26 protein-coding genes are annotated in these 24,312 nt (G+C 42.0%); 10 read left to right on the forward strand and 16 right to left on the reverse strand.

All coding sequences use genetic code 11. From position 1 onward, the window contains the following. Positions 1–31: 31 nt before the first annotated feature. The 3 genes from GTQ43_RS35265 to GTQ43_RS35275 form a co-directional block, all read right to left on the reverse strand. Positions 32–688 carry a hypothetical protein gene (locus GTQ43_RS35265; RefSeq protein ID WP_265277359.1) on the reverse strand — a complete coding sequence of 219 codons (657 nt, stop codon included), beginning with the start codon at positions 686–688 and terminating at the stop codon, positions 32–34. Positions 689–1,380: 692 nt separating this feature from the next. After that, positions 1,381–1,977 (reverse strand): ImmA/IrrE family metallo-endopeptidase, encoded by a 597-nt coding sequence (locus tag GTQ43_RS35270; RefSeq protein WP_265277360.1) that lies wholly within the window; start codon positions 1,975–1,977, stop codon positions 1,381–1,383. Next, positions 1,974–2,339 carry a helix-turn-helix domain-containing protein gene (locus GTQ43_RS35275; RefSeq protein WP_265277361.1) on the reverse strand — a complete coding sequence of 122 codons (366 nt, stop codon included), beginning with the start codon at positions 2,337–2,339 and terminating at the stop codon, positions 1,974–1,976. Before GTQ43_RS35275 ends, GTQ43_RS35270 begins: the two co-directional genes overlap by 4 nt. Positions 2,340–2,506: 167 nt before the next feature. On the opposite strand from GTQ43_RS35275, the gene GTQ43_RS35280 reads away from it, so the two are divergent. The 3 genes from GTQ43_RS35280 to GTQ43_RS35290 are packed head-to-tail and all read left to right on the forward strand — an operon-like array spanning position 2,507 to position 4,594. Further along, positions 2,507–2,980, forward strand: coding sequence for a multiubiquitin domain-containing protein (locus GTQ43_RS35280; RefSeq protein ID WP_265277362.1), 474 nt, complete (start codon positions 2,507–2,509; stop codon positions 2,978–2,980). Continuing rightward, entirely contained in the window at positions 2,955–4,139 is a 1,185-nt protein-coding gene (locus GTQ43_RS35285) for a ThiF family adenylyltransferase (protein WP_265277363.1), read from the forward strand. The genes GTQ43_RS35280 and GTQ43_RS35285 overlap by 26 nt, the downstream gene beginning before the upstream one ends. Further along, positions 4,136–4,594, forward strand: a complete 459-nt coding sequence (locus tag GTQ43_RS35290) for a DUF6527 family protein (RefSeq protein WP_265277364.1) — start codon at positions 4,136–4,138, stop codon at positions 4,592–4,594. Before GTQ43_RS35285 ends, GTQ43_RS35290 begins: the two co-directional genes overlap by 4 nt. Positions 4,595–4,744: 150 nt before the next feature. On the opposite strand, the gene GTQ43_RS35295 is transcribed toward GTQ43_RS35290, so the two are convergent. Then, positions 4,745–5,107 (reverse strand): hypothetical protein, encoded by a 363-nt coding sequence (locus tag GTQ43_RS35295; RefSeq protein ID WP_265277365.1) that lies wholly within the window; start codon positions 5,105–5,107, stop codon positions 4,745–4,747. A 97-nt stretch (positions 5,108–5,204) separates the two neighbouring features. Here GTQ43_RS35295 and GTQ43_RS35300 point away from each other — a divergent pair, with 97 nt between their 5' ends. After that, positions 5,205–5,552: a hypothetical protein gene (locus tag GTQ43_RS35300; protein WP_265277366.1), complete on the forward strand. Its 348-nt coding sequence runs from the start codon at positions 5,205–5,207 to the stop codon at positions 5,550–5,552. Between the two features lie 57 nt (positions 5,553–5,609). Here the strand turns inward: GTQ43_RS35300 and GTQ43_RS35305 are convergent, their stop codons facing one another. The 3 genes from GTQ43_RS35305 to GTQ43_RS35315 form a co-directional block, all read right to left on the reverse strand. Further along, complete coding sequence (locus GTQ43_RS35305) at positions 5,610–6,539, reverse strand: DUF1998 domain-containing protein (protein WP_265277367.1); 930 nt, start codon at positions 6,537–6,539, stop codon at positions 5,610–5,612. A 324-nt stretch (positions 6,540–6,863) separates the two neighbouring features. After that, positions 6,864–8,141, reverse strand: a complete 1,278-nt coding sequence (locus tag GTQ43_RS35310; protein WP_265277368.1) for an RNA-guided endonuclease InsQ/TnpB family protein — start codon at positions 8,139–8,141, stop codon at positions 6,864–6,866. Positions 8,142–8,162: 21 nt separating this feature from the next. Beyond that, on the reverse strand, positions 8,163–9,650 hold the full coding sequence (locus tag GTQ43_RS35315) for a DEAD/DEAH box helicase (protein WP_265277369.1): 1,488 nt from the start codon (positions 9,648–9,650) through the stop codon (positions 8,163–8,165). Between the two features lie 258 nt (positions 9,651–9,908). Between GTQ43_RS35315 and GTQ43_RS35320 the strand changes: the two genes are divergently transcribed. The 5 genes from GTQ43_RS35320 (at position 9,909) to GTQ43_RS35340 (ending at position 15,090) form a co-directional block, all read left to right on the forward strand. Then, positions 9,909–12,656 (forward strand): CHAT domain-containing protein, encoded by a 2,748-nt coding sequence (locus GTQ43_RS35320; RefSeq protein ID WP_265277370.1) that lies wholly within the window; start codon positions 9,909–9,911, stop codon positions 12,654–12,656. Between the two features lie 7 nt (positions 12,657–12,663). Beyond that, complete coding sequence (locus GTQ43_RS35325; protein WP_265277371.1) at positions 12,664–13,461, forward strand: tetratricopeptide repeat protein; 798 nt, start codon at positions 12,664–12,666, stop codon at positions 13,459–13,461. Positions 13,462–13,731: 270 nt separating this feature from the next. Continuing rightward, positions 13,732–14,139: a hypothetical protein gene (locus GTQ43_RS35330; protein WP_265277372.1), complete on the forward strand. Its 408-nt coding sequence runs from the start codon at positions 13,732–13,734 to the stop codon at positions 14,137–14,139. 295 nt (positions 14,140–14,434) lie between these two features. Then, complete coding sequence (locus GTQ43_RS35335) at positions 14,435–14,659, forward strand: hypothetical protein (protein ID WP_265277373.1); 225 nt, start codon at positions 14,435–14,437, stop codon at positions 14,657–14,659. Then, positions 14,656–15,090, forward strand: a complete 435-nt coding sequence (locus GTQ43_RS35340; protein WP_265277374.1) for a type II toxin-antitoxin system VapC family toxin — start codon at positions 14,656–14,658, stop codon at positions 15,088–15,090. Before GTQ43_RS35335 ends, GTQ43_RS35340 begins: the two co-directional genes overlap by 4 nt. A gap of 132 nt (positions 15,091–15,222) precedes the next feature. On the opposite strand, the gene holA is transcribed toward GTQ43_RS35340, so the two are convergent. From holA to GTQ43_RS35360, 4 genes are all read right to left on the reverse strand, one after another. After that, a complete protein-coding gene (holA, locus tag GTQ43_RS35345) occupies positions 15,223–16,176 on the reverse strand; it encodes a DNA polymerase III subunit delta (RefSeq protein WP_265277375.1) in 954 nt (317 codons plus the stop codon). Further along, a complete protein-coding gene (gene dnaX / locus GTQ43_RS35350) occupies positions 16,173–17,618 on the reverse strand; it encodes a DNA polymerase III subunit gamma/tau (RefSeq protein WP_265277376.1) in 1,446 nt (481 codons plus the stop codon). The genes holA and dnaX overlap by 4 nt, the downstream gene beginning before the upstream one ends. 266 nt (positions 17,619–17,884) lie before the next feature. Beyond that, entirely contained in the window at positions 17,885–18,238 is a 354-nt protein-coding gene (locus GTQ43_RS35355) for a XisI protein (protein WP_265277377.1), read from the reverse strand. Between the two features lie 200 nt (positions 18,239–18,438). After that, positions 18,439–19,023 (reverse strand): TetR/AcrR family transcriptional regulator, encoded by a 585-nt coding sequence (locus GTQ43_RS35360; protein ID WP_104902206.1) that lies wholly within the window; start codon positions 19,021–19,023, stop codon positions 18,439–18,441. 136 nt (positions 19,024–19,159) lie between these two features. On the opposite strand from GTQ43_RS35360, the gene GTQ43_RS35365 reads away from it, so the two are divergent. After that, on the forward strand, positions 19,160–19,663 hold the full coding sequence (locus GTQ43_RS35365) for a GNAT family N-acetyltransferase (RefSeq protein ID WP_104902205.1): 504 nt from the start codon (positions 19,160–19,162) through the stop codon (positions 19,661–19,663). Between the two features lie 219 nt (positions 19,664–19,882). Here the strand turns inward: GTQ43_RS35365 and dnaN are convergent, their stop codons facing one another. From dnaN to GTQ43_RS35390, 5 genes are all read right to left on the reverse strand, one after another. Beyond that, positions 19,883–21,334, reverse strand: coding sequence for a DNA polymerase III subunit beta (gene dnaN, locus GTQ43_RS35370; RefSeq protein WP_265277378.1), 1,452 nt, complete (start codon positions 21,332–21,334; stop codon positions 19,883–19,885). Between the two features lie 199 nt (positions 21,335–21,533). Beyond that, complete coding sequence (locus GTQ43_RS35375) at positions 21,534–22,085, reverse strand: WGR domain-containing protein (RefSeq protein WP_265277379.1); 552 nt, start codon at positions 22,083–22,085, stop codon at positions 21,534–21,536. A gap of 104 nt (positions 22,086–22,189) precedes the next feature. Further along, positions 22,190–23,806 carry an AAA family ATPase gene (locus GTQ43_RS35380; protein ID WP_265277380.1) on the reverse strand — a complete coding sequence of 539 codons (1,617 nt, stop codon included), beginning with the start codon at positions 23,804–23,806 and terminating at the stop codon, positions 22,190–22,192. After that, a complete protein-coding gene (locus GTQ43_RS35385) occupies positions 23,803–24,060 on the reverse strand; it encodes a hypothetical protein (RefSeq protein ID WP_265277381.1) in 258 nt (85 codons plus the stop codon). The genes GTQ43_RS35380 and GTQ43_RS35385 overlap by 4 nt, the downstream gene beginning before the upstream one ends. Positions 24,061–24,105: 45 nt before the next feature. Further along, the gene (locus GTQ43_RS35390) at positions 24,106–24,312 is read right to left on the reverse strand and encodes a DUF2997 domain-containing protein (protein ID WP_094344614.1); all 207 of its coding nucleotides are present in this window, start codon (positions 24,310–24,312) and stop codon (positions 24,106–24,108) included.

Raw genomic sequence — 24,312 nt, forward strand, 5'->3', positions numbered from 1 at the left:
AGCATTTGCCAATGGCAGAGGCATTAGCCTCTTAAATCTTGACTTCTGGAATAGCTTCTAAATTGACCATTGACGATAACTCAGGAATGACTATGTTTGATTGTGATTTGTTATCTGGAGATTGAGTCAGTAGTTTAATTAACCATTTTTCAGTCTGCATCTGATCCTTTTTATTCCAGCGTACATTTAATCTTTGGGCTGGTTTCACAGGATGTAATGCTAAAACTACGAGTTGTATTTGGTTAGGAGTAACTGAGTATTGTCTAGCCGTAGTCCACAGCTTCACCCGGTCTTGCCAGCTTAAATATGGATGGCGTACAGCCCATTCATAAAGCCTTGGAATACCTTGCTTAAATGCTATATTTGTTAATACTTGAATAAAGTGCTTATCATCATTAATTGCAAGAGGTGCAATAACTGGATTATCGACTAATAACTTCTTGCGAGATTGAAATATTTCTGGTGCAAGTTCCTGTATTTGATAAACCCACTGAGCAATTTGAGGATAGGCATTTAATAAAGGTTCTACAGTCAGTCCTAAAAATAGTTGTCTCATCACCAAAGAGAAGTTATCTGCAACTATAGAGTCAAAGGCAGAGCTATTTGGATGATATTTTTGACTGGGGAATAGGACTTGTTGCTGTGTTTTAGTAATTTGTTGAATATCGGCAAGATTAATTACTGGCATGGTGGAGAGAATATAACATCTCTCCCATGCAGCGGTAAGCTGCAAATTAATTATACGTACAGCCAAGATACAAGAATTAGCTGTCAATCAAGGACATACACCTATTCGTCAGGCAGTCATTGATTACAGCATATTATATTTAGAGATCGATCAGATTGTTCGGCGGTTGAGTGCGATGCAATCAGCGATGATACGGTTAATATCAGGTAAATAAAGCACATCTAATAAGAACTGTAAAATTACTGCACTAAATCTGAAGCAGTATTGTATTGTCACTTTGGATATTATTCAGTCTATTAGAGCTTCAATATGCGATCGCTCCGTTTTATTTTTATTGCTCTCATTACTTCTTTATTTGTTACAAATGTTGTTTTTCTGCGAAGAACTCTCTCCGTCCTGCTCTGTGGCGTTCTGAGCTTTAACTCAACCAGTTGTTATAGCTTCTCAAATTATTATTTGGTTGAATTAACACTAAGTATAAAAGACTAATTGTAGATATTTTTGTTAACAATCGTCAAATGGCTTGCTATTAATCTTTTTGAGATATCTCATCAAGATGAATTCTCGTGGCTACCAGCACATATTTAGTAAATAAAGTCACGTCTTACTTAGATTTTATTTTTGCGATCGCTTGTTTTTTACTGGATCTGACAAAACCGCATTGCTCCCCCGGACTGGCCTGTCAACCATAGCTATGCTCGACGAGATAGCTGTTTCTCTACACCCGTTATGCGTAGTCGATACCTGTACAAATCCTTGCTGACACCAAAATAATCGGCAGCAGCTTCAATATCCATATTCTGGCGATGACTGGCAGCGATGGCCGATCTAGGAAGTAATAGACAAGCACCCAGCCAATCGGCTTCCGCCTCCTGGCGCTTATCAAATGTACGAAAACCTATGCCAGTATTGTCAGATACAATTATTTGACATGCTTCATGGTTAAGAATGATGTGAGCCAGCTCGTGCATCAAATCGTTGGCTTGGCGAGCAACCGAATGGGACGGATTGAGTACAATAATATCCTTTGTTCCTGAGCAGACGGCAACAGCAGACCATTCATCACCTTCCGATGATTGAAGATAATGAAGCGTTTCACCAGGCAAGCCTGGCACATTACCCAAATCCCAAATAAATACGTCTAAATATTTTGCTACTTCACGTGCAGGCAGTGGATCTATATCTTTCAAACCCAGATGTGACCTGATCTGAATGGAGGTGTTTTCGCATCGTGTCTTAAAACCTCGAACGAACAGTGCTTCATCACCTTTGGATATTGGGCCAATCATTCGTCATCCTCTGCTATGGCAGCTTGATGAATAGCAAGAATCAATTCTCCTAAATGTTGTGCGGTCTTTGGACTCATTGTCTTGCCTGCCTTAAAGTGAGCGAGCATCACCGTCTGGTTTTGGCTGGGCTTAGATGCAGTTTCTTTTTCTTCATGCTCCGTATAACCAAGAAATTCACCAGGATTGATCCCGAGCCAAGCACAAATTTTTGTAAAGGATTCAAGATCAGGCTGCTTTCCTGCTTCAACCCGTGATAGCGTTGCCGCACTGATATTCATTTCTGCTGCAACTTGTCTCAGTCCTCTGCTGCCTCTTTGTTTCTTTATAAGGGGGCCAAGTTGCTCAAGTGTAAGCCGGGCCATAAAAAAGTTCCTTTCCTGTGTGTTTCACTATTGCAACATTGTTGCACATGTGATATAAAAGAATTGAATCATTAAAGCAACGTTGTTGCAGTGCTGCAATAGCTTCACTGTACCACGATCCGCATTAGAGGTTTATATCTGATTAATTTTTAGGTGTAAGATGGATTATGAGTGAAAAAGAACACATGCATGACGCAAAGCATGGTAAAGTCCGCGTCCACATTGATCGTAGACAGCACGAGTCGCCGAACCCGACAACAGGTTCAGCACTTTATCGACTTGGAGACATTCCACATGGATTTGAACTGTTTCGGGAGGTGGAAGGCAACCAGGAAGATAAAGCCATTCCGAATGACGGAAATGAAATCCATCTCAGAGAAGACGAGCATTTTTACAGCGCCGTCCCGGAATTCAAGATCATCGTTAACGGAGAGCAGAAGGTTGTGCATAAGGATGTTCTCACCTTTCAGGAAGTGGTAGCGCTTGCCTTCAATCCGCTGCCGCAGGGAGCAAACATCCTTATCAAAGTCAAGTACGAGCATGGGCCGCACGTCAACCACGAAGGTTCGTTGCAGCCTGGCGGCGAGGTTCGGATCAAAAGCGGAATGAGGTTCCATGTCACAGCCACTAATCAGTCATAGCCCCGACCTTCAAAAGCTGAGGAACGAGGGCTTTGATATTCAAGTCAAATCGACTTGTCTGTTGGTGAAGGATGTCCCGTATGTCAACGCTAACCGCGAGGTGAAACGGGGCATCCTTATCTCCAAACTGACATCAACCATAGCCCCTGTAGGACGCCCAGCCGATCACACTATTTATTTCCAGGGTGAGCATCCTTGTGATAGCGACGGCAATAAGCTAGAGGCCATTGCCAATTCCACCCAATCTTTCCATTTAGGGGATGGGGTAGATGCTGACCATAAGTTCTCTGCGAAGCCGATGTCCGGCTACTATGAAAACTATTACGCCAAAGTAACATCCTACGTTGACCGGATTTCTGATCCGGCGGCCATTGTTCAGCCAGGCGTAACGGCAAAGACATTTGCCGTAGTCGAGCCTGAAGATGAAAGCTCCGTCTTTCAGTACGACGATACGTCCTCCACACGGGCGGAAATCACGGATGTTACAAACAAGCTTAAGATTCAAAAGCTCGCGATTATAGGTCTCGGCGGAACGGGTTCTTACGTGCTGGACATGGTTGCCAAAACCCCAGTCAACGAGATACATCTATACGATAAAGACCTACTCCTCCAGCACAATGCCTTTCGAGCGCCGGGCGCACCGTCTGCCGAAGAATTGCACCAGCACCCCTATAAGGTAGACTATTACAAGTCCATTTACTCTAAGATGCATAAAGGGGTTATCGCTCACCCGTATCATATCACCGGGGACACTGTAAGCGAACTAAGAGATATGCAAATGGTATTCATTTGCATGGACAAAGCCAGCCCAAAGCAGGTTATTGTAGAGAAGCTTGAAGAATTCGGCATCCCGTTTATTGATGTTGGTATGGGGGTTGTTCTCACCTCCGGGAGCTTAGGCGGCATCTTGTCTGTTACTCTAAGCACTCCTCAGCAGCGAGAGCATGTGAGGGAAAACAATCGCATTTCTTTTGCTGACGGCGACGCCCCAGGCGAGTACAACACCAACATTCAGATTGCTGATCTCAATGCGTTCAATGCCGTGCTAGCGGTCATCAAATGGAAAAAGCTTTGTGGTTTTTATCATGATCACGAGCATGAACACCACAGTTCTTATCTGATCGGAAGCAACAAAGTATTGAGCGAAGATAAAGCATGAACCGACTCAATGCTATAGAGCATCAATTTGTTGAATTTATCCCTTCCGAACTTAAGGAGGGGATTATCTACGTGTCAATAGCTTACACAACTGCCGTTCATAAGTGCTGTTGCGGATGCGGCAATAAAGTCGTTACCCCAATAACGCCGACCGATTGGAAGTTGATTTTTGACGGCAAGACAATCTCACTTACGCCCTCCATCGGCAATTGGAGCTTTCCGTGTCGCTCGCATTACTGGGTAAAGCGTAATAAAATTCGGTGGGCTGAAGATTGGTCAGATAAGCAGGTAGACGCCGGTAGAAAACGTGAAGAGGCTGCTACACAACATTACTATGATGCTGCCCAGCCACCGACAGTTGAAATGCCTGCCACGGAGCGGAACCAGAAACCAAAACTTGGTTTCCGGCAGATAATAAAGCAATGGTGGTCGAACCTTATCAAGCGATCACACTAAAAAACAGTTTAAGACGGGATTTCATCTTATCCCGCTTTTTTGCTTCCAGAACGTTGGTATCGAAAATGACACGCAACAAAACTCCTGTCAGGACTGCAACAGATCGTTCAGCTTCTCCGGCGTCATGCCGTTTCCTGCCGCTGCAAGTTATTAAGTTATCACGCTTAAAGTCGCTCCGGTGATCCCGACAAAAGCGAGATAGCTCTCCCCTTCCATAGAAAAGACGCGTTCGGTTTTTACATCAGGCAAAAACCGCTTAAGCACCTGTTCCCACTCCGCCATTGCCTCCGGGGGGATTTTGCTCTCAGGCAAGAGAGCTACCGGCCTCTCGAAGTGGTCATTCGCCAGTTCCACTTTTCTTATGGGTTCCGAAGAGGTGAATTCCTGAAGCACACTCGCATCCTGCGTGAGAACGAAACGCTCCTCGATCGCGCGCAGTTCCCTCTCGCGCGCTTCGAGACGCGCCAGCTCTTCGAGCAGTTCCGATATATTGGAACAAGCCTGGAATGACACAGAAGCTAAAAACCAGATTATTCAAGAACTTGATACTTGGTCAGACAGTGTTTTGCAAATGTCAAAATTACCTGCTGTACAACAATCCTAAGTGATAATGACTCAATCCCAACCTCCATTACCACAACCCAAATTAGAATCTGCTGGTATTACCTCTGACCAGTATTTTGAATTTACTCCAGAAAAACTAGAACTGAGCAACGGATATTTGGGTTATGGTGGACAAGACCAACTTGGGTTTCACTTGTCTGTTCTCACCAACATGGGATTGTTGACAGCAGCTCGACATACAAATTTGTCGTTGTGGCTAGAAGCACTCAAAGGTGTGGTAAGAGAAAAACTACCGACTGTCAACGCCCAACCAGAAGTAGCAGAAGCAATGCTCAATCGATTTAATCGAGCGATCGCAGACTTGGAGGCAGTGATTGAGTATCTGGGACAATAAAATCTGGAATTTGAACGATGTCTACGACGATTCTCGTGTCAAACATCAAGTGTAGGGCTACGCCTTGGAGGAGGCGATCGCATCTAACAACAGTAATCCCATTTGCTTCAATAAAGCAGTGTTACCATCAGGGCAACCATGTTGAATTATACACTTGGCACAGCCAGTATCGCAGTTGCAATCTCGTGCGTAGGCGTAGCCCGCCGCAGGCATCGCTCTCGCAGCACCAGCAAGTTTTGGCAGATGTTTAAACACAGCTTCAGCCGCACCATTACCACCATCACTGGTATCATAGAAATAGCCTGTGTAATTGTTATTTTCCCCTAACTCCTTCACTACTGTAAAATTCACCTGTTTTAGATCAACTCTAGCCACCAGCTGTAACGCTCTCATAATTTGATGCCCAAAGCTGTGGATAGCAATCAAGGGACTGGAATATTCCCACAACTGTTGATAACCAGGGGGAATCGGTTCGCCACTGCGGGTTAAATTGGTTCTAGTTTCCAAGGCATTGTGCTGGAGGTATTCCCGCGCACTTGAGTTTATGGCTACTTTGACCATTGGTGCGGAAAATTGAGTACGGAAAGGCTGCTCAAACTTTTCTTCTGACAGGGTTTTCACAATTACAGCCTTACGTGTGAGTTTGCTACAAAGCCGACAACGACGTTCTTTAGGTAGCGGCTCTTTGTAGTTAAGACACCGCTTGTTCAAACAAGTCTGCTCATAGATTTGGGTCATTAAACTGTAACCACTGGTAATGTGTTTAACTTCACCAAAACTAAGTTCCAAGGTTAAGTATTCCTGACAGTCATCAACTTCACTGACTTGAGAAAACAGCAATGGTAACTTCACCGGATCAGTCAGCACTGTTAGGCTGCTGGTTTCTGACTCTGTAACTGCAACTGTAAACAGTGAGCTATCTGCTGTCTGTTTTAATATGGCTTGCTTGCTGTTCAAGTCAAGGGAGATGCACTGATAAGTCAGCATTCGTCCATTGGCATCTTGTCGTTTGTAGATGGCTTGGGGATGGACTTCCCGGTGAGCAATATCTTCTGAGATTTCCTCTAGTTCTTCTCCAGATTCTGCATCTACTAGCTTGATGGTAGTTTGGGATAAGCCACCCCGAAAGTTAACATCTTTATGGGGATAACCCTTTGCCCACAGTCCATTACGACCTTTATTTAAATGCCCTTGGGCTAACAGGAGTTTTGCTACCTCATAAGCTGCTGTGCCAAAGTAGTGCTTGATTTTATTAGTAGGAATAGTTCTAAATCACATAGTCAAATATAGTCAGACACTTGCAACTTAGGTTTAAGCAACTCCATTTTTAGCACGTTCGCGCCGGAACAATGGAGTTATACGCCTTGGATGTACTACCAAACATCCCCTATCCCGAAGATGCGAATTGAGACAATCGAACCCTTTGGGATTACTTTTTCTGCCGATGTTAAATGCACCATTGACATCGGCATGAATCTTCAAACCATCCTTACTGACGTACCAGGCTCTTTTGACGCGCCTTCCTGAAAAGGTGTGATTTATCTTGGTGCTGGGGTCGAAAGTTGGGATATTGTCCCAATCAATAAACGAAGCGCGGCTAGTATAGCTTTCTTCGTTTACCACAACGGTAATGCCGACTCGTTGGAGTTTATAAGTCAGCATTTCGATAAATTTAGCATGGGGTATTTGAGTAAAACTTTGGTTGGTTCGCTTACCTAAATTAAGATGTGTTTTCCATTGCTCGTTTTTACCTATTGATACGTGAGTTACACCTAGACGCAGAAATTCATCCACAATCATTTTTGTAGATTGATGCAAATACGAATCCACAAAATTGTGGCGATTGCGAACTATGTTTGCAATTCGACGGGAAGTCCCAACTTTGATAAATCCTCTATACTTGGCAATCTGTTTGTTGTAGAATTGGTTAACTGATTTTAATGGTTTACCATTTACGGCAATTGGCTGAATTGTTGGGTCATTAAATACAATGGTTGCTAGGTTATCTAATCCGATATCAATTGCTGCTGCTAGTTGCGGATTTAGGCTACAGAAAAGGTGGCTATTTTCTGCTAATTCGTAAACTACCTCAATCACAAAGCATCCGGTTTTTGGGATAATGCGAACTTCGCACAAATCATCAAACCTGAGTCCTGGTTTTACTGGAATCCTGATTGGCGACTTTGAAGGTACAACCCACCCGTTGTTAAATTCTCTTTTAGCAATAGCTTGATTGTTAAACTTGACTAGATTTTTCTCGTCAACATATCCTGGCGGTTTTGGTTGACCCGTGAATTTATTTGGCTCTAACTTGTATTCTTTTAATGCTTTGTAGTAAGCAAACCAAGCATCAGCATTTTGTTTTAATACAAGTTGTGCAACTTTAGCGGGAAGTGCTTTGTAATTTTCGTCTTGTTTAAATAGTAAGTCTAGTTTGGCTTGAGATTGTGTACTCCAACCAAAGAAGAATCCTTGGCGTTGAGTGAATTGAGCCGTGTTGTAAAGCTGGCGGGAAATTGTAGTTATAAGAAAGCAATAATCAAACCAAGCATCACCTCTTTTAATAACATGCTTCTCAACTTGTCGCATAATAAATTGCTGCCTCAATTGCTAAATCTTACCACTTTTCTTCAATAATGAATAAGTGACTATTCTTGACCATATTTGACTAGAAGTTGAGTGAAGTTGTAAAATACCAGTTTCTGCGGCTGCACACATCAAATGTTTAGCAGCAAAGATGGGATATTCATCATTAAAGAATACTTCCTCAGCTTCTGGCGATACCAGCATTTCTGGATGTTCTGCTACATAGCAGTCAATGGGATTGAAAGCATTAGGAAGCAGCACTGTCAGTCCAGACTGAGAACGTCCGGCGCGGCCACTGCGTTGCTGGTATGCCATTTTGGAACGTGGCCAGCCACGCAAAATGCAACATTCTAATTCTGGTAGGTCAATTCCAGCTTCTAATGCTTCTGTGGCAATAATCCACTTGATCGTGCCAGACTGGAGTTGGTCAACTACTTCTACCCGACGCTCAGAAGTTATGCCACTGTAGAATGCGGCTACTTGGTTTGATTTGAGTAATTCTGTTAGTTCCCGCACGCTGCGACGGGAGTTACAAAAGGCGATACCTGATTTACCTTGATTGAGTAAAAATTGAATTATCCGAGCGGTATCACCAGTCAGATTGTAACTCGGCTGAGTGACAATTATTTGTCTGGATGGTGAAGCTGCTCCACTTTTGCGAATCCAAATCAGGGGTTTGGGGTTGAGTTTAGTTGGTTTTAAGCCGGAGATTTTCAGAGCCAGTTGTTTAGGATTACCACAAGTGGCACTCAGGAAGATAAATTGCAGTTTCTTGGAGTCGCCACCGTAATGATCTACTGCTAGTTTAATACGACGAATCAGCCAGGACATATTTGCGCCATAGCTACCTGAGAAGGTGTGAGCTTCGTCAATCAGTATGTAGCGTAATCGCTGATAAAAGTTTGCCCAATGCGCGGATTTCCAGGCTTGCTTGAGTTGAAAGTGGATTAATTCTGGTGTGACACCTAAAATATGCGGTTCACTCTTGAGGATTTGTTCTCGTTTTTCTGATTTGACATCTCCAGTGATCATTGCCAGTATAGGTCTGGATTGTGTTGGTATGGTAGAGAGTAGTTCAGAGATTTTGTGGAACTGGTCTAATGCTAATGCTCGTAGTCCATAAAATGCTAATGCTCGATGTTCTTGATTTATACAACCTTCCAGAATTGCGGGGTATGTGCTGAGGGTTTTGCCACTGGCTGTGGGAGAGGTGAGGATTAAACTTTTACCTTGTCTAATTGCTTGTAAGGCTTGAAGTTGATGAGAGTAAAGTTGGGTGATTCCTAATGATTGAAGTGCTTTAATTAATTTATTTGGTAGGTCATTAGGGATATTTTTCAGATTAGGTTCTTTGGCAGGGATAGTCTGTTGCCAGAGTAAATCTTCACCTAGAAATTCAGCAATATCTGTTGGTTCAGTAGGATGGTTATTTGAGTTGGAATTTTCTGTAATGGGTGTACGAGGTGGTGTCCAAAAGCTTTGTAGCAGGGCATTGTAGTTGGGCGTGGTCATAGTCGTAGTCTTCGCTCACTGCCCTAAAAAATCCCCCATTGGGGGAGTGATACTAAATTACACTCCTTATAGAAATCCGGCTTGAATTTTACCAGGTATACTGAAGCTCTAACCTTTGTAACGTAAGGCTTAGAGTGTCCCAGTTTTTCAAAAATCAAATCGGAATCCCATCGCATAAAATTAATTAGTTACAAGGGCAGCAAATATGGCGAAAAATTGCTTGCAGATTACTCATGAGGGAAATTCGATTCAACTTTCTTGGCAACGGGACAAGCTAATCGTCGCACTGCACCAGCAGTACCTTTTGAGCATCCATTTGACAAGAAAGCATTAGACGATTTGCGCTGGTATTTGGAAGAGTATCTGCGCTTTCCCTATGGACTAGCCCCAGATAATGCGGTAAAGATTGAGCAGAAATTGCAGACTTGGGGAGAGCAGTTATTTGAGTTAGTATTTCGTAGTAGTGAGCAAGCACGGCAATTTTTTCAGGCAGCGACTTACGAAGGATTGAATCAGTGCGAGTTGGTGATTGTTTCTGATAATCCAGAAGTACTAAATTTGCCTTGGGAGTTGCTTTACTCACCAAGCGATCGCCAATTTCTCGCTCCTTCTTTAGCAGGTATGTCTCGCAGTCTCAGCGACTATCCTATCCGAGCAGAAATGGGAGAGTTACCCCAAGATAAACTTAATATTTTGCTAGTAATTGCCCGACCTTATGGTGAAAAAGATATTGCTCTCAAAACCATTGCTCGTCCTCTTCTAGACTCCATATCAAATATTCGCAAAAAAGTCAATATTAAAGTTTTGCGTCCGCCTAGCTTTGAGCAGTTTGAGCGGGAACTAAATGACAAACCAGGGTTTTATCATATCGTTCACTTTGATGGACATGGCAATTTTGACCCTGACAGCCCAGGATTTCAGCATAACTTCGGTGCTGCGGGACAAGGAGTTTTAGTATTTGAAGCATTCGATGGTTCACCACAAATTATTACAGCAGCGAAAATTGCTCAGAATTTAGCAGATTGTCGCGTGCCGATTTTTGTCTTGAATGCTTGCAAATCTGCTCAGGAAGGAGAAGAAAAGTTTTCTTCAGTGGCGACGCGCTTAGTGTCTTTGGGGGCTAAGGGTGTGGTAGCAATGGCTTATAGTGTATATGCCCAAGCTGCTAAACATTTCATGGGGCGATTGTACGGGGAATTAGCAGCAGGTAAAAGTCTCTCAACGGCAGTAAGCGCAGGGCGAAAGGAAGTTTTAAATCAGCCACAGCGTCCCAGTCCTAAAGGAGATAAACCGCTACAAGATTGGCTAGTGCCAGTGCTATATCAACAAGAAAACTATACACCGTTTGCACCCGCAAATACAGTTGATGATATTGAAAGTTACTTTGAAGAAACTGTTAGTAATTTAGTGAATTTTCCCCAGGAGGGACGCTACGGTTTTATTGGGAGAGATTACTATATTTTACTTTTAGAACGGGCATTTCGCCAAAACAATATTGTGCTGTTACAAGGTATGGGAGGTGTGGGTAAAACTGAGTTAGCTGGAGGTTTTGCTCGATGGCTAGATGAGACTCAAGGACGCTCTCTGATATTCTTTATCTCCTTTGAACATGGCGCAACCTTGAGTAATGTTGTCAATCAAGTGGGTAGAAAGGTTTGGGGAGATAAATTTTCCCAGTATGCGGCCGAGAAACAACAGCAAGCTGTATTAAACTATCTGAAAAATCAAACTTGTTTGTTGATTTGGGATAACTTTGAACCAGTGGCGGGGTTCCCGGCGGGGAATGAGCCGTTATTGAGTGCTAGTGAGCGAGAGAATTTACAACGGTTTATTAAAGATTTGCGCGGTGGGAAATCTTGGGTATTGATTACTAGTCGTCGTGAGGAATCTTGGCTTGATTGTGCTTACAGTTTGAATTTGCAAGGACTGCGCGAGCAAGATGTGGAGGAATTAGCGGCGAAGATTCTGCAAATGGTGGGGGTAGATAGGGCGAAACTTCCGAAGGAATATTTAGATTTGTTGAAACTTTTGGGGGGACACCCGTTATCTTTGCGGGTGATTTTACCGCATTTGAAGACGCAGACACCATCGCAGTTAATTGAGGCATTGCGGCTGGGACTGGATACTTTCTCTGGTGCTGAGGAGGAGGGAAGAGATAAATCTCTCACAGTGTCGTTGGATTATTCTTTTACTAATTTATCAGAACAAGCTCGGCGACATTTGCCATTTTTGGGTTTATTTTCTGAGCGGGTTGATGCAGGATTATTAGCACACATTTCTAACAAGAATCCTGCTAATCCTTTTACGGAAATATATCATGATGTTTTTGGTAAAAATTTACAAAAACATGATTGGATATTGATTTTAAATGAGGTATCAGATGCAGGTATTTTAGAACCTCTTGGTCTAAATATATATAAAATTCACCCTGCCCTACCTTGGTATTTGCGCCAAAAATTTTCCGAATATCAATCTCAATCAGTTATCAGTGAATTAGAAGAAAGATTGATTGATTTTTATGCAGGATTAGCCGCTAGACATGATCAAGAAATGGTTGGTAACGCTGAGTATGCAACCAGAGTATTGAATATTGAAGAACCAAATTTGTTGCAAAACTTAAGGTTAGCACAACAAAAACAACACTGGCATGGGATACACTTAATCCTGCAAGCCTTGGGAGAATTGTATGAGCGACAAGGACGAATATCTGAGTTCATATTACTGAGAAAAGGCGTATATGGTGTACTTGGGATCAAGTTAACAGAGGCCAAGGGAAAAGGGAAAGATGCTTTCGCTCTTTGGAGGCATTTAAGAGGAATTGATGCCAATGATTCATCACAGAATGGTGATTTAGATATAGCAAATCAAATATATCAAGAGATTTTAGATGAGCTTCAATCATTAAATGATGAGTCTCTGCGGGATGAGATAGCTGTATTCAATCATAATCTAGGTCATATAGCAGAACAAAAAAGAAATTTAAAAAACTGCAAAAAAATACTATAAGACTGCCTTGATTTTATACAAAATTTTAGGTGATAATTATTCTGCTGCTTATGAGTATTTACATTTAGGAATAATAGCACAAAAACAAGACAAGTTAGAAAAAGCAAGTCATTACTATAATCTTGCTCGTGAAATTTACGAATGCAAAAAAGACTTATATATGGCCGCTAAAGCTTATCATCAACTTGGAAGGCTAAATCAAGAAAAAGGAGATATAAAAAAATCAATTTACTATTATGATATTGCTCGTAAAATTTATGAGAATGGAAGTAATTATTCTGAAGTTTCTCCTGTTTATCACCAGCTAGGTATGGCTTTACAACAAGAGGGAGACTTTGAAAAAGCAAACACTTACTATCTGCAAGCTATCAAAATTTTTGAAGATAATGAAAAATTATATAGTGCTGCTAAAGTCTATCATCAATTAGGTAGATTAGCACGGGAAAAACGCAGTTTTATAGAGGCAATCAATTATTATGAAAAAGCATCTGTAATTTTTGAAGATAAGCAAGATTGGTATAGTGTAGCTACTACACTGACAGCTTGGGGAGAGACTTTAGAAACTCAAAAATATTTGCCAGAAGCGTTGAATACTTATATTCAAGCCTGGATTATTTATCCTCAATACGAACAAAACTTGATTAGTATAGAAGATATCAGAATAGAAGCTTTAGCAAGAATGCTCAAACAACTAGAAGAAAGCCAATTTGAAATAATTTGGCAAGAAGTAACGGGTGAAGATTGCGCTGGAGAAATACGCGATGCGATTTGGTCAGTGCGAGATAATCTAGAAACAGAGTCGTAGGTCTGTATTGAATCAATTATATGCGATTATTACCCGGAATCCTCAAGACTTCCCCGTTATTACACTCCGAATTATAACTCCTGAGCAATTGATTCAGGAATTAACAAATTCTCCTTAAATGCTTTTCCCTAAAACACAGATTATGGTAAATCTTAATCGTTCCCACCCTGCCAACAGTAATGGAAATGCTAGATTTACTAGTGGATTGTCGAAATCAGCGACTTATTCCCAATCCTGACCATCCTAACTATCCTGTGATGAGCATATAGCATGACTACCCAGTTAACCTCTGCCGAAATCCAAGAAATTCAGCAAATTCTTAAAGACTACACCCCAGCACAAGCCGCATTCGCTACCCTAGAAAAATATAATGGCAGACTTGACACCAGTTTTGATGAACTGTGGCAAGATAAAACGGGTATAGAAGTCTATGGTAATAAATCTCTTTGGCAATCTACGCTGAAGATTGTGCGAGAAGAACTCTGCGGTGATGATGGCTTTCGCGCCCAATTCCAAGAATATACCAAAAACCCAGCCAGCGCCCCTTTACTCACAGGGTTAATAGTTTCTGTGACTACTCTATCAGGTTTGCCCCTCGATCCTGCGATCGCCACTGTTATCGTTTTATATTTGATTAAAGTGGGTTTAAAGATTTTTTGCGAATACACCGCCCCATAAATTGTACCTCTTAGCTGGACTTAATTGCTTTTTCAGTTAAAGGATCTAAATTAGCTGTAGATTCATCTAAAGTTAAAATTGGTGGATTAATTGATGATTGCCCTGGCGATGCCTGCGGCGGGCTACGCCTACGCTAATCGCTGCTTCTGTTCTCCAGAAACATTTGCCACCGATCAGCATAATCTTGTATCCTATTTTTGCATAAATTGGCTAAATATAAGAGGCTGAGGCAATGGAAATAGAGATTAAAATAGAGTTAGCAAAGGTAGGGTTTACTTGATTAGGAGATTATCTTATGAATTTACAAGAAATTATTAATTCTATTGAAAGTTTACCCACAGAAGAACGGGACTATTTGTTTGAGTTTCTCCGTAAAAAAAAGGAGGAATCTAGAGGGGATAATTTTTGGGAGGGATTACAAAAATTTAGAAGCGTAATCCAAAGCGAGGGGATTATCTTTACTGATGATGATTTCGCTGACTTACGAGATCGTAGTGTGGGAAGAGAAATTGATTTATGAGCTTGAAATACTTACTTGATACCAATATTCTCTCAGAGCCAGCACGTCCTATTCCTAATGCCAATGTTTTGCACAAACTAGATATTCATAAATCAGAAGTTGTCGTTTCTAGTGTTGTTGCTCATGAACTTTTACATGGTTGTTTGCGGTTGCCAGAATCTAAGCGGCGAGAGTCTCTTTGGAATTATATTCATGAATCGGTATTAAATTTACCAGTGCTTGATTACGATTTAAAGGCAGCACAATGGCACGCCCAAGAAAGGGCTAGATTATCCAAGATTGGTAAAACTCCTGCTTTTGTAGATGGTCAAATTGCGAGTATTGCTTACTGTAATAATTTAATACTGCTAACTAATAATGTTTCTGATTTTGAATTTTTTAATAATTTCAAGGTTGAAAATTGGTTTGTTAATAGCACTGAAGTTGTCTAAGGCGAGATAAGGGGAAACATAACTCGTGAAATTTATGTTAGATACTAATATCATTATTAGTGAATTTTGGATTTTAGATTTAAATCAAATATACAATCCAAAATCCAAAACTCTCAGTCAACTTTATATTGATTACGTTAACTTAAATAGCCTGCTAACACTAAGAATTATTAGCAGTAAATCCTTACTTTCAGCACCCCTCTTAATAGACATCTCTAAATCCAGCACCATAGTCACTGCCTTAGCTAAAGCATTGATGCTTGTATTTGCTACCTCCTGACGCAAATAGTAAATGCGATTAGGATTGCTGATACTGCACAGTTGAGCTAATTCACTATCTTTCTTAACCCCAGAAACAATTGCAGATTTAACCCACAGCCAAGTTCTAAACTGCGTTAGGAGAGTAGCAACAATCACCATTAATGGTTCCGAGCGTGACAGTAAATCATCCAACAGGTGCAAAACTTGATTACTTTCTCCTTGACGAATAGCAGATGCCAGTTGTAGGCTATTCTGAGTCTGACATGGCACTAATTCTTTTACTTCTGCAAGCTCAAGTTGTCTGCCCTTACCATAAATATACAGTTTGCGTAACTCTGTGGGTGCACGGGTCATGTCGTTACCAATTGCTTCTGCTAGATATTCCACCGCATTCTTTGACAATACCAGCTTGATTTTTTTAGCCTGAGTACTGATCGCCTTTTCAATCAAATCATTACGCCAAGGTGGTATCAATGGAAACTCAAAAAACTTGGCATACTTGACAAGATGTTTGTAAATCTTCAGGCGCTTATCTACAGTGGTGGCGACAAACACCAGAATTGTGAATTCAGGCACTTGAACAAGCTGCTGCAAAGTTTCTAACTCAGTATCACCCCACTGCTTGAGGTGACAATTTTCGATAATTACCAGTTTTTTACCTCCAGTGAGGGAACGAGTGCGAGCTACGCTGATAGCTCGGTCAAGGTGATCGGCTGGAAATCGGTGGTAGCAAAGTGTGAGCCATTGGGAATCAATCTCTGCTTTGTATTGGTTTAGCTGTTCCTGAATAGCGTGTTGGTCGTCACCTGTCAGCAAGACAATCATGCTTTTACCCTCCCGTTACTGCTGAGATTAGCAGTTTTAATTAACACAGTCATTGGTTGTTGACTTTGGGTAGCTCGTTGCAGCATTTTAGCGATCGCTTCTTTACTACTCTCAAACTTATTCAAGTAAGCTGGTGTAACCTCTAAAATCGCCTTGTCACCTTGCAATTTAACAAGATTTGCATGAGCCAACAGCTTTTGATTACTAGGTTTAGCTATATCCATCACAGAAAGCCAAATTTGAGCCAGGTTAGCGGTATTGGCTGCAACTGCTGGTAACAATTTGCTATCATGCCCTTTGTCATTTACAGGTTTAGCAGTTAGCGTCTTGGTTGCACTGACAGGCAATAAACTGGGTATCAGGTTCAGTAAGCAAACTTCTAGCCACACAGCAGCATTTACTGTGTACCGCAGATAGTTTTCTGCTTTTTGTAACTCTGTTAGGGACAAATTCAGCGTCTCGAAATTCCAGTGATTTGCTAAAACCTTGAGTTGAGCATAGCTAACACAACCAGTTAGCAGGGATTGCTCTTTGGGTGCAGACTTGATAATCAATAAATCTCGGTATGTTTGCAGTAAGTTGGAGAGAATCAATTTGGGCGTTTTACCAGAATCTACTAAAAGTCTTGCTACTTGCAGCAAGTTAAAGGTGTTGTTGGTGGATATTGCCTGTAAAATTGACATTAATTCTGTTTCTGTCACACCACCAGCAATTTCCATGACATGATTGGCAGTGATATCTTCATCTAAAAGACTCACCTGACCCAGTAATTGCAGTGCATCTCTGAGTCCACCATCGCCCAGTCGAGCGATCGCTGTTAGTGCCTGATCATCAATAGAGATAGATTCTGCATCTGCTACAATATGGAGGTGCTGCACAATTGCCTGAACAGACAAAGTACGGAAATTAAACACCTGACAACGGCTGACAATGGTAGGTAACACCTTGTGCAATTCTGTTGTGCAGAGAATGAAGACAACATGAGATGGTGGTTCTTCAATACACTTAAGTAAAGCATTGAAGGCGTTACCGGTTAGACAATGGCACTCATCGAGAATAAAAATTCGGTAACGTCCTGCAACAGGTGCTAAGGTACAGCGCTCAATTAAAGCACGGGCATCATCTACACCATTATTAGAAGCAGCATCAATTTCACTAACATCTAGGCTATTACTGGTTTCAATTGAACGGCAGGATTGACAAATACCACAAGGTTGGTCAGTTGGTTTTTTAGTGTTGAGGCAGTTGAGGGATTTAGCAAATATCCGAGCAGTTGAAGTTTTACCTGTGCCTCTAGAACCTGTAAATAAATAAGCTGGTGCAATTTGCAGATATTTTACAGCATTAGTCAGAGCAGTTTTGATGTAGGGCTGTCCAACTAATTCGGCTATTGTCTGGGGTCGATATTTTTGATGTAGGGCGACTGTAGACATAGGATTCATTAACCTTAATTTGTCGCCCTTACCCCTGTTAAGGGGGTGTAATTTTGACTCCAAAATAGGCTGATTTGCTCAACCGTTCCTAGTAGAATTTACCATACTCAGTGCTGAGTCCTGAGTGAATTAAAAAGTACGGCTGACTTATGTGCTTGGTAAGAGCAACTCCCCTTGTGGGCGGAATCTTTTTATCAGGAGAAGGTTGATACTTTCCGAATTGTGGGCGGTCTTTCAACTCAGCACTTGAAACTCAACACTCTTCATTTGCCTCCTTAAGCAGTAGCGAATTCTGTTAAACCTCGTTTACTGGGATGGTGGAAACCCAAAACAATATCGGCTTGGGGTATTCCGGCTGATAGCAAATCATCAACAACGCATAAATTAGTTGCATCTTCTTCCACCCAAACTTTGCCATTTTTAATGCAGAGATAGATGATAATATACTGTATTTGCTTTTTGTCATCCCAGCCGAACCGAAACCAAAGATATTGATCTCTTGTTTCATCAAAAGCCAAGCGATCGCTTACTTCAACTCCCGCATCTTTTAAAACTTGAGTATTAGTAGTTTCGTAATAGTCAGTCAATATCTTCTTGATAGCATTGCGATATTGTTCTAGCTTATCCATTGCCGAATTTCCTCCTTTTCTGTATTTACAACTATTAACAGAAGGTGATTTTCTGAGAATTCTTTAAGTTGCATTCAATCACAGTACACTCAGGAGCTAACCCTCAGCTTATCTGGTTTTTGGCTTAACCGAACCGTATTGATAGTTAGGCAGTTTCGTTTGGTCGAGTTGGTAGTAACTTAAAACTTACGCGTCAGTGTTCAGGATGATGCAAGTATTGCATTGATATGGCGCCGCACGAGATATTTTTGTTGATCTGCGGAGAACTGCTCAGGAAAAATGACAACACCAGTGCCAATGCCATCCACTAGGGCGATGAGTGCATTGGCTTCGAGGGTTAAATCAAGATCGGCTCGAATCAGCAAGGCTTTTTGTAAGTCAGCTAACTCTTGAGAAATAATCTGCCGTAAGAAGTCATAGCGTTTTCGGTGCTCCTGAACAAGGCGTTCGCGCCCGATAGAATAACCCAAAAATGCCACCCAAACCTTCCAATCAGCTTTGTCAATGTCCTCTAGAGGTAGAGCCACAAAAATCATCTGCACTAGTCTGTCAATTCCTTGCCGTCCCTCGGCACAGGTTTTCATGTCCTCTAGGACGTTTTCAAACACCTGTTCCAAGGCAAATAGGGTGAGTTCTTCTTTATCTCGAAAGTAATGGGTAACAACCCCTGTCGAAGAGCCAAGTTCTTGCGCGATCGCCCGCATACTGGCACGATCCAATCCTTCACGGACAATCACCCGCCATGCCGCTTTAGCGACTTCAATACGGCGATCGTCATAACTCATAGCTCTCCTCGGTTTACAGCAACATGAAACAAGTCTCTTGACATATTATCACAACAGTTGTTATGTTTTAATGCAACATAACAACTGTTGTGATATTTACTCCAGCGACTAACCTGTTTTGCACACGGAGTTTGCGATGATTCGACCGACCATACCCAATGACACAACCGCGCTGATTGCCTTAGCCGATGCAACCGGACTGTTCCAACCGAACCAACTTGAGGAGCTTGGCGAAATGCTGTCCGATTACTTCGGTGGTAGCAACGACAGCCATTCTCTACGAGACGGCAAAGCCGAACGCTTTTGGATTACCGACGATGACAACGGGGCGGTGGGGGTCGCTTACTGTGAGATGGAACGGATGACCGATCAGACGTGGAATCTACAGTTGATTGCTATCCGACCCGACCGCCAAGGACAAGGACGTGGTGCGACCCTGCTACGCTACGTTGAGCAAACATTGATGGCACGCGGCGGGCGTGTGTTGCTGGTGGAAACGTCAGGGACGCCGGACTTCGAGCGGACGCGAACGTTCTACCGCAAGTGCGGTTATGACGAGGAAGCGCGGATACGCGACTTCTATCAAGCGGGCGCTGACAAAATCGTTTACCGCAAGGCGCTGTCCGCTCAGGAGCAGTAAGCTTCCGAAGCGATCTGTCTGCTTTCTACCCAACTCCTTATCCCTGGCAAGGCAATACGGTTCAGTTAAAGGGGAAAGGTTTTGAATATATCTCTTACCCTTTACCCGCAACCCCATTCCCCAGACCACAAGGAAAGTGAAAAATGCTTATCCGAACCGTATTGACACCACTCGTATCCAAAACACCCTAAAAAACTTCAAGATTACGGTTAACATTTATTAAGTATTTAGAGTGTACAGTGGCAATAAGAATTGACGCATTTCCATTTGCAGTTCTGGATTTGGTCTATCTCCATAAGGAACCAACATGGCAGGATGATCTGATTGTTGCAAGTGCATTTTGATAGCAGAACTGGGAATTGCCTTGGCTGCTTCTACTAAATACTTGAGGTTAAACTGAATATTCAATGACATTTCTGATGGTAGATGAGCAGCAATAACTTGATCGCCTTTGCCAAACTCCCGTTCAATTGATAATCGTAACTGCTGCAAACTTCCATCAAACTGTAAGTAAATACCTTTCTCTTTTTTATCTGTTAACACAGCTAACCGTTCCAGTGCTTTGACTAAGAATGCTTTTTCTAGGATTACTTCTCGGTCAAAGCTAAATCTTGCCAATAGCTGTTCGCAGTCAGGGTAAGTTCCTTCCAAACATTGACATCTGAGGATAATATCTTGCCAAGCAAAACCCAAGCGATTACTTTCGGCATCATACAACAGATTAATGAATTCGACAGAATCATCCAAGTTACGCGCTAGTTCTTTGAGGACTCGACCAGGAATAGTAAATTGTATCTCTGAAGATTCTACTTGTTTGCGGGGTTTTCTACCAATTCCTTGAGTTGAAAGTTCAGTGGTTGCGACTCGATGCCCATCAGTACCAATAAACTTTAACTTCTCCTGTGTAAGTTGGATATGAACTCCGGTCAAGATATATTTATTTTCATCAGTGCTGACAGCATAAATCACACCTTTCAAACCATCTTTGAAAACTGTTGTTGGCAGAGGAATGAGAGTAGCATCAATTGTAGAGCTAGGTGGAAATTCTTCAGCACTAATGCCTCTAATTTCATATTTTCCATCTGCATCAGATAAACTGAGAGAGCAGATTTTTGTTTGCTTCTCCTCATCAATAAGCTGTATAATCTGAGTCTGACTACTGAGGCTAATATTACCATTAGGGCAATGCTTAACTATCTCAAATAGCATTTCTACTGGCACAGTAATTTCACCCTTGAGCAACACTTGGGCTTCAAAACTTGCCTGAATTGTTAATGCTAAATCAGTAACAGTTAAATGTATCTGTTGTGTTTCGATATCTGCAATGATTAGAGCATTAGCAAGAATCGGATGGGTAGGTTTAGCTGGGGTAGCACAACTAACTAAAGAGAGTGCATCGTGAAATTTAGTTTGTGAGCAGATTACCTCCATTCCTGATTCTATAAGTGGTTGAGAGTTTAACTCTGATTTGGTAGAACGTTTATTAGTACGCTTATTTGAGATAGGTTCAGTTGAAGTACCAGCATCAGGAGATGTAGATTTTTTCTTTTTACCTGTAGATATTTCTGGGATATTTGCTGATACTTCATTTTCGCCTTTAGGAGTAGCTACACTTGTTTGTTTTGTCTGATTGGCAGGCTTTACCCTTTGTTTCGATGCTGTTTGAGTCATGATGATTTATTTCTGGTTGCGACATTGTTAGAAAGATGACTGCGATAGCAGAAAAGAAAGATTGGGAAGCTTTGAATCAGATGCTTTTACTCTGTGAGACATACGGAAGTTTACTGATATATCCCATTTAACCGCTCTCAGGTAAGCCTTTATTCTGATCGTAGCTTTGGGAATATCTGGCTCCGCTCCTGAATTATTTCTACAAATGCCTCCAAAAGTTCTTTCCAATGCTTTTTAAACTGATGACTTTGCTGTTATTAGCAGATTCTTCTGTAGTGTTATCAGCCAGCACAGAATCAGTTTCCAGCAAAGAGTTTAGCAGTGATAGTTGATGCTCAATATCTGCCACATCGCGGTATATTCGAGATGGGTCTATTTTCATTCCTAAAGGTGTAGGAACGATTTTCAAATATTGGTTTAATGTCTCTAGATAATTTCTATTGGCAAATTGTGTTTGTGCTACATAAGGGCGCAAAATCTCCAGTAATTGGATAGCTCTTTTGATTTCTAGAGAATCAGAAGTACTATCAATTTGAGGTTGGCTTTCTCGGTAGCCTTTCATTTTCTTCTCAGCCACGAGATTGTGGAATTTAGAAACTGCTTGTTGATAATTACCGAAAGAGTGAACTTTTTGCTGAGATTTGTAGCCTACTCTACCCCACTCAACAGTTAGATTGCTTTGCTCAACTTTTGCACTCCAGAATTTGTTACTGTTCTGAGCCGCATTTACAAATATTAAGTAAATTTCCATATTTTTGACCTGATTCAGAGTAGACTATTGCCATGTCAAATGAACATCTCAACAACAGATATTCATTTGACAAAAGCTTCAAATCATTACTAATTTGGGAATACCTAATTAGTACGGAACCTAGAAGTACGAAGACCTTTCTTAGACACCTGCACAGGGCTGGAAGCTGGTCGCGCAATATTTGACCAAGACTGCATCCGCTCAACAGCAGCAGCATCTTGAACAGCTAAAGGGGTGATGTTTTGCTGACAATTTTCTAAATCAGCCAGTGTGATTTGCTGAGGTCTTCCCTCATCGAAAGCCAGTAGTGCTGCTTCTGATGCCAGGGTTTCTAACTCAGCACCACTAAACTTGTCGGTGCCAGCAGCGATCGCCTCTAGATATTCCTGCGGAACTTCTATACCAAACCGTTCTAAGTGAATTTTGAGAATCTGGCAACGTTCCAACTCAGTGGGTAGGTCAACGAAGAAATTCTCATCAAACCGCCCTTTCCTCTTAAACTCAATAGGCAGCGCTGTTGGGTCATTACAGGTTGCCACCACAAACACCCCTGCCGTACACTCAGACATGAAAGTGAGTATATTCCCTAGAATCCTTTGTGATACTCCAGAGGTATCGCCATTAGCTGAAAGTGCTTTCTCGACCTCATCAATCCACAAGATACAGGGTGCAATAGCTTCAGCAGTCTTGAGTGCGCGGCGGACATTGCCCTCAGATTCTCCCACCAGGCTACCAAGCATCGAGGCAATGTCTAATTGCAGCAGTGGAAGATTGAGTATAGTTGCAATGTTCTTTGCTACTATCGATTTACCCGTCCCTGGTGGCCCTGCCAGTAGCACACCTTTAGGCTGGGGTAGATTTAGCGATCGCGCTTCCTGGGAAAATAATCGGCTGCGGCGTTGCAACCAATCCCGCAATAAATCCAAACCACCAAAAGGTATGGTCGCTGATTTACCCAATTCGATACCCATTTGAGCCAGTAGGCGGGTTTTATATTCGACAACCAAAGGGATGACCGTAGTATCAATTACTATACCTTTAGAAGTTAATCGCTCCTTGACAGTCAGCCGGAGAAAGTCGCTAATTTCCTCCAGCGTCAAGCCTAATGCTGCTCTTGCCAAGGTTTCTTTATTTTCGGTGGTGAGAGATACGGTAAAAGTTACCTCTTGCTCACTGGCAGATTCTTGCAAGTATAGTAAATATGATTCTAAGTGGTCTTGAATTTGCTCAATGCTGGGCAAAGGAACTTCACAGCAAGGAATTAGCCTCAGCAGGGATTCGTGCAGTTGAATGTTTTGACCTAAAAACACAATTCGCTTTTCAGTCGGTTTGAGGCGATGGTACAAGTTTTTGACTCTGGTGAGAACTTCCCAACTCAATTGCAGGGAGTTTTTACCGACAAAAGGGTGAACATCGCCCAGGATGAAAACCCCATTACCGCCGAAATTGTTGATGTACTCGAACACATATATTAAAGGGTCTATGTTATGAGGCTTTTTATACGTCTCGACTGATTTGAATACCAGTCCACCGTCGTCAGCAATCAGACATTGCTCCAAGCCGGAAACTCCCAAATTCCAGAAGTACACAGGACTGTTAAGTTTGTCCATCACTTCAGCAGTTAACCACTGAATGATAGTGGCTTCTTCGGGGGACAGAACATCTATTGCCACGATAGGTATTTGAGAATCAATGGTGGTAATCAGGTTTGATAGTTTCATTGTTGCGAATTTTGATCGGGTACGGGAGAAAGTTTTTCGTGAGTGGTAACAAGATGCACGACTACTTCGTAAACTTCGGCATCGCCGTTAAACACTTCAGCAACTCCAGAAGAATTTGGATGAGCAATGGCGGAAATTAGAGCATTGACTAAAGCGCACAGTCCCTCCGCATTTCCTTTGATAATTACTGGTTGCCGCGCTCCTTTTGAGGGATAAATATGGAGCATCGGATAATCTTCAGGTAGTTGACTCATAGAAAAATTGTGCGGGGGGATTTTCCTCGTTCCCCCATCGAATGTTTATTGGTGCAGTCGTTGTTGATGAGTAATGATGCTACGAAGCTGTTGCTGAGATTCTGGTTTGTAAGTGCGATCGCCTTGCACTATGCCTAAAGCTTCCTCAAAAGGTTGAGTTGCTTCTAGGCACGACAATCCCTCAAATCCCTCGGCTTCTATTTTCACTTCACCTGTAGCAGTGTCAAAATGTATCAAGATTGCCCGTTCCAT

This window comes from Nostoc sp. KVJ3 (assembly GCF_026127265.1).
Lineage (GTDB): Bacteria > Cyanobacteriota > Cyanobacteriia > Cyanobacteriales > Nostocaceae > Nostoc.